Origin of the sequence: Shewanella sp. 10N.286.45.A1 (assembly GCF_041470405.1) — a bacterium.
In the GTDB taxonomy this organism is placed as follows: domain Bacteria; phylum Pseudomonadota; class Gammaproteobacteria; order Enterobacterales; family Shewanellaceae; genus Shewanella.
Genome location: NZ_JBFRMK010000307.1, coordinates 1 through 12,240 on the forward strand (window position 1 = coordinate 1; position 12,240 = coordinate 12,240).

Genomic DNA, 12,240 nt, shown 5'->3' on the forward strand with positions numbered 1-12,240 from the left:
AATGCAATTGGTATAATATAGTGATGCATCATAAATCTTAACGTTTATACTGTCAGAACCTATCTTAATGATAGGTTTTGTTTTTATGGGTACTTTTTATATAACCATTAGGTGTTCGACATCATGATATTAGGCTTAGCAAAACGCTGGTCTGTTACAAGCTACACTATGGCACTATTGATTGTTATGCCGCTAATTGCGCTAATATTGCAGTCACTTTTACCTGATGAAGCGGTATTCGGCCATCTAATGGCAACCGTTTTGCCGACATATATAAGTAATACTTTATTGCTTATTTTTTGGGTGGTGATTGGTGCGCTCATCTTTGCAATCCCTGCGGCATGGTTGGTGGCTAAGTGTCGCTTCCCTGGTCGAAATATATTCCAATGGGCATTGTTGTTACCGCTAGCTATGCCTGCTTATGTTGTTGCCTATGTTTACACTGATCTTTTTGACTATGCAGGCCCTGTACAGCGAACTCTTCGCAGTATATTTGGTTGGCAAACTCCCCATGATTATGACTTCCCTGAGGTGCGCTCGCTAGGTGGCGCCGCTATCATGCTAGCGCTGGTACTTTTTCCCTATATCTACTTATTGGCACGCACGGCATTTATGGAACAGTCATCGAGCTTAGGGCATGCTGCACGTGTTATGGGTTGTAGTCCATGGAAAAGCTTTTGGAGACTTAGCTTACCAATGGCAAGGCCAGCCTTAGCGGTTGGTGCAACACTCGTTGCCATGGAAACAGCAGCAGATTTTGCTACTGTGAGCTATTTTGCTGTACCTACGCTCACAACAGCGGTTTATGACACTTGGTTTGAATATGGCAGTTTAACGGCTGCCGCTAAGCTTTCTACAATCATGTTGCTTGTGGTATTTGCTATGGTTGGTTTTGAGCGTTTTGCACGACGAAAACAGCAACTGTTCCAAAAGCAGTCAGCCCCCGGTGAGCTTGATTACTATAGCCTTAGAGGGGCTAAGGCCTACGCTGCAACAGGCTATTGTTTAACTTTATTGTTTCTAGCATTTTTTCTGCCTTTTATTATTTTAATACAATATGCTTGGGGCTATTTTGCTGAGAGTTGGAATGCCAAGTTTTTTGAATACAGTTTCAATAGTTTGTGGATCTCATTAGTCGTTAGCCTTATCTGTGTTGGTATCGGTATCGTGCTAATGTTCGTTAGGCGAGTCAGCCCACGGAAAGCGGATATGCTGCCTTCTCGGCTGGCTTCTACTGGCTATGCGCTACCTGGAACGGTTTTAGCAATTGGTATTTTAGTGCCATTTACCCAGCTTGATTTTGCTATTAATGATTTAGCTGACCATATAGGTATGCAAGGACCTGGACTGATTTTGACTGGTAGTTCATTTATTCTTATATGTGCATTTTGCATTCGTTTTGCGGCAATAGCTATTGGCAGTATAGAAAACAGTTACAAGCGTATTTCTCCCTCTTTAGATATGGCGAGTGTGACTTTAGGTTTAACACCCAAATCGCTGCTCGCTAGAGTTCATATTCCATTGCTTAGGAAAGGTATTTTTGCTGGGTTATTGTTGGTCTTTATCGAGTGTATGAAAGAGCTGCCTGCAGCCTTGCTACTCAGGCCAATCGGTTTTGAAAATTTGGCGACTTATGTCTTTCAATTTGTTTCAGATGAACAGCTCGAACGCGGTGCATTAGCTGCAATAGTCATCGTGTTAGTCGGCCTTGTTCCTCTGATCTATCTCAATCGTTCGCTGGAGCAAGAAAAGTAATTATGGCTACGTTACAAGTTAGCAATATTCATAGTAGTTACCAAAAGACCGTTGTTCTTAAAGGCTTGGACTTAACGGTTGAAAAAGGCGAGATTGTCGCCCTGTTAGGGCCTAGTGGCTGTGGTAAAACCACATTGCTGCGCGCTATTGCTGGTTTACAAAATATTTCTGCTGGAGAGATAAGAATCAATGGCAAAACGGTCGTTTCTGAAAAGGAATTTGTAGCCAGTGAAAAACGGGGCATAGGTATGATTTTCCAAGATTATGCTCTATTCCCACATTTGACCGTGGCTGAAAATATACTCTTTGGCGTAAAGCAGGTCGATAAGGCTAGCAAAGCTGCACGGCTTGAGAAAATGTTGGCTCTCGTCAAGCTGGGTGGACTAGGAGAGCGCTATCCGCATGAGCTATCTGGTGGGCAGCAACAAAGGGTATCGATCGCTAGAGCGTTGGCCTACGAGCCAGAAGTACTTTTGCTAGATGAGCCATTTTCTAACATCGACGCGAAAGTTCGTCGAGAGATGATGCTTGAGATCCGTAATATCTTGAAGAGCCATAATATTAGTGCTGTTTTTGTTACGCACAGTAAGGATGAGGCGTTTGTTTTTGCAGACCAGCTTGCATTATTTAATCAGGGGAAGATTGTTCAATGCGGTGATGCTGAACGATTGTACTTAGGGCCTCAAGATAAATATGTCGCTGACTTTCTAGGCGCAAGTAATTATTTGGAAGCGACAGTGGTTGCAGGCAAAAGAGTGTCCACACTTATTGGTGATATTGAAAGCGAACAACAGCTTAAAGTGGCAATCGGTAGTGATGCCGAATTATTACTAAGACCTCAGCAGTTGCAGATCGCTAGAAGTGAGTCCGGTAAAGGTAAAGTTATCGAACGACGCTTTCTTGGCAGCGTTTGTCAATACTTGGTCAATATCGAAAGCAAGACGCTTGATATCCATAGTGAATGTTTGGATATCAAAATTGGTGAAACGGTGGCAATTACTGCAGCACCACACAGTTTGATATTGTTGTAATGGCTGTAAACTAAATCAAAACTGACCTTTACATCAACATAAGTAAGAGCTAAACATTTAATCATTTGCTTTTATTAGTATTTATTGACTACTTTAGTAAGCATGAGTCTAATGCGTTTAGTTTGTACTCACTCAGTGTATTCTGCGCCTACTGGTGTTTAGTATTCTCGGTTAACGAATGTGATACTGGTACGTAGCGTGGTAAGTTGATTAAATATAAGTCTTTATTTTGGTTAATGTGCGTCACTTATAATTATTAATATCTAAAGTTGTAGATAATGTTGCCGAAGATTAATACAGAATAAGGGTTACAGATAAAAATGGATAGTCAGGTTATGCCTCGTGAACAGCTGGGAGTTTGTGCTGAAGGAAATTTGCACAGTGTCTATTTAATGTTTAATGCGAATGAAGGTATTGATTCGCAAATGCGCCCATGTGTCGCTAATGTGGCTCAATATATTCATGAGCTGGCGGATCAGTTTTCGGATAGCGCCTTTAACGGCTTTGTTGCGATAGGTGCCAACTACTGGGATACACTTTACCCTGCAGCTAGGCCTTGCCAGTTAAAACCATTTCCAGCGATGAACCAAGAGAACAGAGATGCACCAGCGATTGAGTATGATCTGTTTGTGCATGTGCGTTGTGACCGTTTTGATATTCTGCACTTAGTCGCCAACGAAGTATGCCAAATGTTTGAAGGGCTGGTTGAGCTTGTTGATGAAGAGCGTGGTTTCCGTTTCATGGATAGCCGTGACTTGACCGGATTTGTTGATGGCACAGAGAACCCTAAAGGCCGCAGTCGCCAAGAGGTTGCATTAACGGGTGACGAAGATGCTTCATTTAGAAACGGTAGTTATATCCATGTGCAAAAATTTGCTCACAATCTGAGTAAATGGAATCGACTCCCTGAAAAGAAACAAGAAGATATCATTGGCCGTACTAAAGCTGAAAATATTGAATATGCCTCTGCAGATAAGCCGTTAACTAGCCATATTAAACGGGTTAATTTAAAGGATGATGCGGGTAACTCAATGGAAATATTACGGCAGAGTATGCCTTACGGTACGGTTAAAGAGCAGGGATTAATGTTTATCTCTACTTGCCGCAATTCAGTTAACTTTGAGAAAATGCTCGAAAGTATGATTTATGGTGATAAAGAGGGAAATCATGATCATCTTATGCATTTCACTCAAGCTTTAACGGGGTCATCGTTTTTTGCACCCTCGTTAGATTTTTTAGAGAAATCAGCTTAATAACTCAATAGCACCTACAAAAAAACGCACATTCAGTGCGTTTTTTTGTAGTCATGAATTTGTGTCATTAATCTTCATCTTTATCAAAGTAGCTACTAGGACGACGGCTGTATACTTCGTTCATGCTGCGAACCAATACTTTATTAGTTTCTGGATAAACGACCACATCGTGAGCATCGCGGTTTCCCACAACAAGAAAGGTAAAGTCAGCGTTGCTTTGATTGATAAACTGATGGGCTACGCCTGAATTAGCGGTAAAACAGATATAATTCCCCTCACTAAATTGGTGAGGCTCTCCATTGAGGTAAAGCGTCGCCTCTCCTTGAATCGCGTAAATATGCTCTTCTTCTTTGGTGTGATAATGAGATAACGCAGAAGTCATACCTGGCGCCAATTTCTCCATGGTCACGCCAACTCTTTCAGCCCCAGCGGTATCACCAACATGTTTTTGTTTGCTGCCAAAATCGTCACCGTGAGACCAAGATTCCCAGCCCACCTCAGAAACACTAAGTATTTTATTTTTCATTGTTATTATCCTCAACGTAGGAATGCTGTCCTAGTTAGCAGTATAACGATATTGCGATAATAAAAAATGACATATTTATCATATCGTATAAATAAAAGTTGGAGATCCGCTGAGGGGGGAATAGGGCGGGGTTTCCGCCCGTTTGTTGTTTTCTGAAAAGTTAATCCGTGTAATTGAACAAAGACTTAACCGTCTCTAATGTATCTTCGATTTGCTGTATATTTGATGGGCTGATAAAAATTGTATCATCGCCAGCGATGGTGCCGAGAATACCTTCGGGCTTACCTATTGAGTCAAGCAATCTTGCGATAAGCTGAGCTGCACCTGGACTGGTGCGCACTACAATCATCGACTGATTATGATCGACATCCAATACCAAGTTTTTTAGTGGGCTACCAGCAGTTGGAACACCAAGTTCAGCAGGCAAACAGTAAACCATTTGCTGCTTTGCATTTCTAGTTCTCACTGCGCCAAACTTACTCAGCATGCGAGATACTTTAGATTGATTGATATTGCTAAAGCCTTCCCCTTGAAGAGCTACCACAATTTCGCTTTGGGAGCCGAAACGCTCCTCTTTAAGAATTGACTTAAATGTTTTAACTAATTCGTCTTGATTTTTGCTTGCTTGCATATTTTGTTGTTCTTTATTCAAAAAAATCCGTTATATGATGATTATATTCGCCTTTTATGTCAAATGCTATTCGTTTTACTGAATAAAAATTCATAGCGAAAGCTTGGCATTAGTTGAAAATCACTTTGTAGAGTATAAGTTCTAATTATTTTAGCCTTAGCATTTATAGAGTGTAACTTACCCAAAGCTAGGCGGGTTGGGCGCTGCATGTGATTGCTCACTAAAAAGTGAGTCTAAAGTAGATTGAACACGACTAAGGGATAATTGAATTTTTGTTGTGAATCCAGTACTGTTGCGCCATTAGAAAAACAGATCTACATCACAAAAATCCAAGAATTGACGGAGATAACTATGAAAGTTGCTGTACTTGGTGCTGCTGGCGGTATTGGCCAAGCGCTTGCCCTACTATTAAAAACTCAATTACCTGCTGGTTCTAAATTGTCACTTTATGATATTGCTCCTGTAACACCTGGTGTTGCGGTTGATTTAAGCCACATACCAACTGATGTTGAAGTAAAAGGATTTGCTGGTGAAGATCCTACAGCTGCACTTGAAGGTGCTGATGTAGTGCTAATTTCTGCCGGTGTTGCACGTAAGCCTGGTATGGATCGTTCAGATCTATTCAACATCAACGCTGGTATTGTTCGAAACCTAGTTGAAAAGTGTGCAGCAACCAGCCCTAAAGCGCTTATCGGTATTATCACTAACCCTGTAAATACCACTGTAGCAATTGCTGCTGAAGTACTAAAGAAAGCTGGCGTGTATGATAAGAATCGTTTATTTGGTGTGACGACTCTTGATGTTATCCGCTCTGAAACCTTCGTTGCAGCCGCAAAAGGCTTGAACGTTGCTGACGTGAAAGTTAATGTTATTGGTGGCCATAGTGGTGTGACTATTCTTCCGCTTCTTTCTCAAATCGAAGGCGTGAGCTTTACTGATGAAGAAGTTGCAGCACTAACAACACGTATCCAAAATGCGGGTACTGAAGTGGTAGAAGCTAAAGCCGGTGGCGGCAGCGCGACACTTTCTATGGGTCAAGCGGCATGCCGTTTCGGTTTGTCTCTAGTGCGTGGTCTACAAGGTGAAGCAAACGTTGTTGAGTGTGCTTATATAGATGGTGGCAGCGAGCATGCAGAGTTCTTCGCACAGCCAGTCGTTCTAGGTAAGAATGGTGTTGAGCAAGTACTTGCATACGGCGATGTTAGCGCATTTGAAGCTAATGCTCGTGATGCAATGTTAGACACATTAAAAGCTGATATCGATTTAGGTATTGAGTTCGTTAAGTAATTCTATTTTTAGCAGTGAATTGCTTAAACGAAAAACGGAGCCAATTGGCTCCGTTTTTGTTTTGCTAAGCAGCAATACTAGTGGTTACGTTGTACCGCAATTTTAGCCAGCGATACTAATGCTGTTTTATATTCTGACTCAGGTAGTATGTTCAATGCTGCGATAGCCTTATTTGACTCTTCAATAGCACGTTGCTCAGTATACTCAAGTGCACCACAGCTTTTTAGTGCACTCAAAATGACTTCAATGTGCTCCGTGCCATCACCTTTCTCGATCGCTTCTCTAATCAAGGCTTGTTCAGTGTCGCTGCCATTAGCCATGGCGAAAATGAGCGGTAGGGTAGGTTTACCTTCTGCTAAGTCATCACCAATGTTTTTACCTAGCTCTTCTGTTTCAGCGGTGTAGTCCAATAGATCATCGGTCAACTGGAAAGCGGTGCCTAAGAATTTGCCATACTCAGCAAGTGCGGTTTGCACCTCTTCTGAGCTTTCTGCTAACAAGCCTGCTAAACGTGTCGCGGCTTCAAAAAGTTTCGCTGTCTTACAATAGATGACACGCATATAGCTGTCTTCTGTTGTGTCAGGGTCATTACAATTCATTAATTGTAGGACCTCTCCTTCTGCGAGCACATTGGTTGCGTCAGCTAGGATTTCGAGAACTTCAAGACTTTTTAGCTCAGTCATCATTTGAAATGAGCGGGTGTAAAGGAAGTCACCAACTAGCACACTCGCACTATTACCAAAAAGGGCGTTGGCTGTTTCTCTACCGCGGCGCAGCATTGATTCATCAACTACGTCATCGTGTAACAATGAAGCAGTATGAATAAACTCAATAATAGCGGCCAATTTCAGGTGAGACTCGCCGTTATAGTCGATCGCTCTAGCGGCCAAAATTGACAATAAAGGTCTTAAGCGCTTACCGCCACCGTTAATAATGTAAAAGCCTAACTGGTTAATTAGGGCTACATCAGACTCTAGTTGTTTATAGATCAGTTGATTGACAGCTTGCATATCGCTATCAGCCAATTGACGAATGGCGTTCAAATCCATAAATAGGCTCTATTTGTTGGCTACAATGACAACTCGCAGCTCATTTTAGACATAAATGTTATAATAGAGGGATTCTACCTAAATTTGCGCTGCAAGACAGTAGTTGTCGGTAATTGTGAGAGTTATTTGGGTCTTTTTTTATTCTTATTCAATTAGCACTTGTCAGATGCGGGTTCTTAGCGTAAACTCCGCGACCATTGTCATTAAAGCTTTTATAGCACCTCTGCATCAATCTATTATGTTTGAGCGGCGTGTTAGAAATATCGGAGTAAAATAGCTATGTACGCTGTTTTTCAAAGTGGCGGCAAGCAACATCGCGTTGAAGCCGGTCATACAGTTCGTTTAGAAAAATTAGAAGTCGCTACAGGCGAAACTATCGAGTTTGATCAAGTTCTTTTGGTTGCTGATGGTGAAACTGTACACGTAGGTGCACCTTTAGTTGAAGGTGGTAAGGTTGTTGCTGAAGTAGTTAGCCACGGCCGTGCGGAGAAGGTAACTATTGTTAAGTTCCGTCGTCGTAAGCACCACGATAAGAAGATGGGCCATCGTCAATGGTTCACCGAAGTTAAAATTACAGCTATTAGCGCTTAATTAGGAGTCTAACTCATGGCACATAAAAAAGCTGGCGGTTCTACTCGTAACGGCCGCGATTCAGAAAGTAAACGTCTTGGTGTAAAGCGCTTTGGCGGTGAATCAGTTCTAGCTGGTAACATCATCGTTCGTCAACGTGGTACTAAATTCCACGCTGGTGTTAATGTTGGTATCGGTCGTGACCACACTTTATTCGCACTTACTGATGGTAAAGTGAAGTTTGAAGTTAAAGGTCCACAGAACCGCAAGTTCATCAGCATTGAAGATTAATCTTTAGCTTCAGCTAAGATTGATACTAAGCCCCGCCATTGGTGGGGCTTTGTTTTTTTTAATATTAAGTAAATTGTGTTTTGGCGACTAGAATCGTTAAGAGTATAATTCTTTCATTCTGTGGTGCCAGGAGTTGGTATGAAGTTTGTCGATGAAGCGACTATCCGTGTAGAAGCGGGTAATGGTGGCAGTGGTTGCGTCAGTTTTAGACGTGAAAAATATGTTCCTGATGGTGGTCCTGATGGCGGTGATGGTGGTGACGGCGGCAGTGTTTATCTGCAGGCTGACGAAAACCTTAACACGTTAATTACCTATCAGTTTGAACGCTTCCATAATGCCGAGCGCGGTAAGAACGGTCGTGGTCGTGACTGTACCGGTCATGGCGGTGAAGATCTTGTGCTTAAAGTACCTGTTGGTACTAGAGCCGTTGATGCTGAGACAGAAGAAACTCTTGGTGATTTAACCACTCATGGGCAGAAAATGCTTGTGGCTAAAGGTGGCTTCCATGGTTTAGGTAATACTCGTTTCAAGAGTAGTACTAACCGAGCACCAAGACAGAAAACACTGGGTACTGACGGTGAAGTGCGTAGCTTGAGACTTGAGCTAATGCTACTTGCTGATGTTGGTCTACTCGGTATGCCTAACGCGGGTAAATCAACCTTTATTCGTTCTGTCTCAAAAGCTAAGCCTAAAGTTGCTGATTATCCTTTTACTACTTTGGTCCCTAATCTTGGTGTCGTAAACCCAAGACCTGGCCAGAGTTTTGTCATTGCAGATATTCCTGGCCTTATCGAAGGTGCTGCTGATGGCGCAGGTCTGGGTGTTCAGTTTTTGAAACACTTAGAGCGCTGTCGTGTGCTGCTGCATATTTTAGATATCGAGCCGATAGATGGCAGTAGTCCAGTTGATTCAGCACGTGCAATTGTTGGTGAGCTGGAGAAGCACTCTCCTAAGCTAGCTGGCAAGCCACGTTGGCTGGTTATCAATAAAGCCGATTTAATGCTGGAAGAAGAACTGCAGCAGAAAATCGATAAGGTTGTCGAAGAGCTTGAGTGGGATGGTGAGGTGTTTACCATATCTGCTTACAACCGTGAAGGCACGGCTGAGCTTGCGCTTAAACTTTTGGACTTTATTGATACGTTACCTCCTGAAGAGGAAGTTAACGTTGAAGCTGAAGTTGAGTTTAAATGGGACAACTACCATCAAAATGCCAACGAATCAGTTAATGAAGATTATGATGATGATCTTGATGATGACGATTACGATGATGATGATTATGACGTTGAGGTTATCTATCAAAGATAGATAGTTTCCGTTAAGGACATTGAGAATTGTACGCTGACACACAAAATGATATTACACGTCAAGTTGTTAGGGTTGCTCAACTTCTTCTAGCTTATGGTGCTGACTCTGAACTTGTTGAAGAGATTAGTCAGCGCCTAGGCTATGCGCTAGGCCTTGTTAGTGTTGAAATCTCGATCTCTTCAAACTCCCTCGTTTTAACGAGCCTAGTTCATGGGCGCTGCATCACTACGACGCGACGTACTCGTGAGCACGGGATCAATATGACCATCGTATGTGAGCTTCAGCGCATCTGTCTGTTGACCGAGAAGGGGATCTACGGGCTGCATGAAGTACGCAAGCGCGTGGCTCGCATTGAGCCAAAAACTTATCCGGCGAAGTATGTCGTCCCTATGATAGGTTTGTCCTGTGCAAGCTTTTGCCATCTGTTTGGTGGGGATATTGCTGCTTGCGTCATCACCTTTATGGCTTCAGCTATTGGCATGTTTGTAAGGCTGTCGATCGCTAAGAGACACTTCAATTTATTACTTAATTTTAGCGTGACGGCTTTTGTAACCACCATTATCGCTCAAACCGGCTTTCAATTTGACCTAACCGAAACTCCAAAATTACCAATGGCGGCTAGCGTATTAATGCTGGTGCCAGGATTCCCGATGATTAACGCCATTTCGGATATGGTAAAAGGCCACCTTAATGTTGGAATTTCCCGCTGGGGTCATGCGACCTTGCTAACACTTGCGTCTGTTATTGGTATTACCATGGCAATGCAGATTGGTGGCTTGTTTTTATGATGACTCTTATTTTGGCAATGCTAAATGATGCGTTGTTCTCTGCTATCCCTGCAGTCGGCTTTGCTATGGTGTTTAATGTCCCACGTCGTTTCTTACCTTTTTGCGCTCTGGCGGGCGCATTGGGGCATGGTAGCCGTACTTTATGGCTTAGTGCTGGTTTACCTATAGAGTGGGCCACTTTTTTAGCTGCAGCGCTTGTTGGGATCGTTACTATTGGTTTTGCTAAGAGACACTTAGCTCCTCCCTTAATGTATGCCGTGGCTGCAATCATTCCAATGATCCCAGGCACTTACGCATTTAATACTGTTATTGCACTTGTCCAGTTGACGGCGCAAACTCACGTGAGCCCAGAGCTGACGTCAGAAGTCATCAGTAACGGACTTAAAACCGTATTTATTCTCGGCGCATTATCTGTAGGACTTGCTATGCCTGGCCTACTTTATTTTCGTACGCGTCCTGTTATCTAACAACAATAAAAGGGAACTGTTTTGAAAATTGCTATGATTGCCGCGATGGCGAACAACCGTGTTATTGGTAAAGACAATAAAATGCCTTGGCATTTGCCTGAAGATCTACGTCATTTTAAGGCGTTAACCCTAGGTAAACCCGTGGTAATGGGTCGAAAAACCTATGAGTCTATTGGTCGCCCGTTGCCTGGTAGGCATAATATTGTCATTAGTCGTCAAGTGGATTTACTGATTGATGGGGTAACAACCGTAACGAGTTTCGCCGAGGCAAAGCAAGCTGCGGGAGATTGTGAAGAGTTGATTGTTATGGGCGGGGGACAGCTTTATGCAGAACTTCTCGAGAAATCGGATATTTTATATTTGACTGAAATCTCGCTCGATGTTGAAGGAGATACCTATTTTCCTAACTGGAATGATGGTTCTTGGTTGGAAGTATCGAGAGATGTAGCTAAAAATGATAAACAAATGCAATATAGCTTTATCAAGTTAGTTAAAAAATGTTAAATTAACGGGGTTGTTTAGTACCCTGTAACGATGATAAAGAAAGTGCATTAATAACTAATCGTGCTTTCTTAATACAATAAATAAAAACTAAAAGAGTAAGGAGTGTCTGATGCGCTTGCTATCCATGAGCATCGCTACACTATTTGTGGCATCTTCAATATCAATTTCATCCCCGGCGTTAGCTAACCAAGACCAACTTGCTGCAAATATTTGTAACTACGTTGTTAGCGACGATAAAAACCGTCTTCGTAAAAAACTAAAAGAAAGCCGAGTTAAGCTGCGAAATATTTATGATGGCGTTTCATGTAATGGTGACAGCTTATTAAGAGTCGCTATGAAAAGTGGTTCTAATGCAGTAGGTACATTTGTCGCTAAAAGGTTACCAGTGTCAGATTTGGGTAAAGCAGAAGCCGATGGACAGACTATTATTGCATGGGCTGAAAGTAACGGTCATGCCGGCAGTGAAATTACCTCTGCAATTAAGATCCGCATAGCCGGCGGTTAATTTTTATCTATTAATCGTGATAAATAAAAATTCTGGGTAGTACCTAGTATTTTTTGCCTGAAATTTGATAAGTTAGATTTAATTAGTTTGTAGTTCATTGCTGATACTGCTTGATATTAATATACAGTAGCAGAGCTTTATCCTGCCGCTTTAGAAATTAGCCAAGTTATATTTTGCTTATTTATTAATGGCAAAGCTTTTATACCAGTTGCATTAAATTTTTGGCCTGTTCAGAGTCCCTCTGTCTTTTAAATTCAGCGCGCATTGGTAAAGAAATG

Annotated in this window: 14 protein-coding genes; 11 read left to right on the forward strand and 3 right to left on the reverse strand. The window is 42.2% G+C overall.

All coding sequences use genetic code 11. The annotated features are described in order from the left end of the window. Positions 1-123 precede the first annotated feature (123 nt). The 3 genes from AB4238_RS19825 (at position 124) to AB4238_RS19835 (ending at position 4,039) form a co-directional block, all read left to right on the forward strand. Complete coding sequence (locus AB4238_RS19825; protein ID WP_372035065.1) at positions 124-1,755, forward strand: ABC transporter permease; 1,632 nt, start codon at positions 124-126, stop codon at positions 1,753-1,755. Continuing rightward, positions 1,755-2,786 (forward strand): ABC transporter ATP-binding protein, encoded by a 1,032-nt coding sequence (locus tag AB4238_RS19830; RefSeq protein WP_372035083.1) that lies wholly within the window; start codon positions 1,755-1,757, stop codon positions 2,784-2,786. Before AB4238_RS19825 ends, AB4238_RS19830 begins: the two co-directional genes overlap by 1 nt. 320 nt (positions 2,787-3,106) lie before the next feature. Then, positions 3,107-4,039: a Dyp-type peroxidase gene (locus AB4238_RS19835; RefSeq protein WP_372035067.1), complete on the forward strand. Its 933-nt coding sequence runs from the start codon at positions 3,107-3,109 to the stop codon at positions 4,037-4,039. 67 nt (positions 4,040-4,106) lie between these two features. Here AB4238_RS19835 and AB4238_RS19840 read toward each other — a convergent pair whose 3' ends face one another. Both AB4238_RS19840 and argR read right to left on the reverse strand, forming a co-directional pair. Further along, the gene (locus tag AB4238_RS19840) at positions 4,107-4,565 is read right to left on the reverse strand and encodes a cupin domain-containing protein (protein ID WP_372035069.1); all 459 of its coding nucleotides are present in this window, start codon (positions 4,563-4,565) and stop codon (positions 4,107-4,109) included. 160 nt (positions 4,566-4,725) lie between these two features. Then, on the reverse strand, positions 4,726-5,196 hold the full coding sequence (gene argR / locus AB4238_RS19845) for a transcriptional regulator ArgR (RefSeq protein WP_220736962.1): 471 nt from the start codon (positions 5,194-5,196) through the stop codon (positions 4,726-4,728). A gap of 351 nt (positions 5,197-5,547) precedes the next feature. Between argR and mdh the strand changes: the two genes are divergently transcribed. Then, positions 5,548-6,483 carry a malate dehydrogenase gene (gene mdh / locus AB4238_RS19850; RefSeq protein WP_372035071.1) on the forward strand — a complete coding sequence of 312 codons (936 nt, stop codon included), beginning with the start codon at positions 5,548-5,550 and terminating at the stop codon, positions 6,481-6,483. 77 nt (positions 6,484-6,560) lie between these two features. Here mdh and ispB read toward each other — a convergent pair whose 3' ends face one another. Further along, the gene (gene ispB / locus AB4238_RS19855; RefSeq protein ID WP_372035073.1) at positions 6,561-7,532 is read right to left on the reverse strand and encodes an octaprenyl diphosphate synthase; all 972 of its coding nucleotides are present in this window, start codon (positions 7,530-7,532) and stop codon (positions 6,561-6,563) included. A 279-nt stretch (positions 7,533-7,811) separates the two neighbouring features. Here ispB and rplU point away from each other — a divergent pair, with 279 nt between their 5' ends. The 7 genes from rplU (at position 7,812) to AB4238_RS19890 (ending at position 11,962) form a co-directional block, all read left to right on the forward strand. Continuing rightward, a complete protein-coding gene (gene rplU / locus AB4238_RS19860; RefSeq protein WP_020914101.1) occupies positions 7,812-8,123 on the forward strand; it encodes a 50S ribosomal protein L21 in 312 nt (103 codons plus the stop codon). 15 nt (positions 8,124-8,138) lie between these two features. Beyond that, positions 8,139-8,393, forward strand: coding sequence for a 50S ribosomal protein L27 (gene rpmA, locus AB4238_RS19865; RefSeq protein ID WP_012154114.1), 255 nt, complete (start codon positions 8,139-8,141; stop codon positions 8,391-8,393). Between the two features lie 138 nt (positions 8,394-8,531). Next, positions 8,532-9,698: an Obg family GTPase CgtA gene (cgtA, locus tag AB4238_RS19870; protein WP_372035075.1), complete on the forward strand. Its 1,167-nt coding sequence runs from the start codon at positions 8,532-8,534 to the stop codon at positions 9,696-9,698. Positions 9,699-9,724: 26 nt separating this feature from the next. Continuing rightward, positions 9,725-10,486, forward strand: coding sequence for a threonine/serine exporter family protein (locus AB4238_RS19875; protein ID WP_371994572.1), 762 nt, complete (start codon positions 9,725-9,727; stop codon positions 10,484-10,486). Continuing rightward, complete coding sequence (locus AB4238_RS19880) at positions 10,483-10,953, forward strand: threonine/serine exporter family protein (protein WP_372035077.1); 471 nt, start codon at positions 10,483-10,485, stop codon at positions 10,951-10,953. Before AB4238_RS19875 ends, AB4238_RS19880 begins: the two co-directional genes overlap by 4 nt. Before the next feature lie 21 nt (positions 10,954-10,974). Beyond that, a complete protein-coding gene (gene folA, locus AB4238_RS19885) occupies positions 10,975-11,457 on the forward strand; it encodes a type 3 dihydrofolate reductase (RefSeq protein ID WP_372035079.1) in 483 nt (160 codons plus the stop codon). 109 nt (positions 11,458-11,566) lie between these two features. Next, a complete protein-coding gene (locus AB4238_RS19890; protein ID WP_372035081.1) occupies positions 11,567-11,962 on the forward strand; it encodes a DUF3718 domain-containing protein in 396 nt (131 codons plus the stop codon). The last annotated feature ends 278 nt before the right edge of the window (positions 11,963-12,240 follow it).

Coding starts and splice junctions, on each gene's coding strand:
- AB4238_RS19825 (WP_372035065.1), top strand. CDS start 124: ATGATATTAGGCTTAGCAAAACGCTGGTCTGTTACAAGCTACACTATG.
- AB4238_RS19835 (WP_372035067.1), top strand. CDS start 3,107: ATGGATAGTCAGGTTATGCCTCGTGAACAGCTGGGAGTTTGTGCTGAA.
- AB4238_RS19840 (WP_372035069.1), bottom strand. CDS start 4,565: ATGAAAAATAAAATACTTAGTGTTTCTGAGGTGGGCTGGGAATCTTGG.
- argR (WP_220736962.1), bottom strand. CDS start 5,196: ATGCAAGCAAGCAAAAATCAAGACGAATTAGTTAAAACATTTAAGTCA.
- mdh (WP_372035071.1), top strand. CDS start 5,548: ATGAAAGTTGCTGTACTTGGTGCTGCTGGCGGTATTGGCCAAGCGCTT.
- ispB (WP_372035073.1), bottom strand. CDS start 7,532: ATGGATTTGAACGCCATTCGTCAATTGGCTGATAGCGATATGCAAGCT.
- rplU (WP_020914101.1), top strand. CDS start 7,812: ATGTACGCTGTTTTTCAAAGTGGCGGCAAGCAACATCGCGTTGAAGCC.
- rpmA (WP_012154114.1), top strand. CDS start 8,139: ATGGCACATAAAAAAGCTGGCGGTTCTACTCGTAACGGCCGCGATTCA.
- cgtA (WP_372035075.1), top strand. CDS start 8,532: ATGAAGTTTGTCGATGAAGCGACTATCCGTGTAGAAGCGGGTAATGGT.
- AB4238_RS19880 (WP_372035077.1), top strand. CDS start 10,483: ATGATGACTCTTATTTTGGCAATGCTAAATGATGCGTTGTTCTCTGCT.
- AB4238_RS19890 (WP_372035081.1), top strand. CDS start 11,567: ATGCGCTTGCTATCCATGAGCATCGCTACACTATTTGTGGCATCTTCA.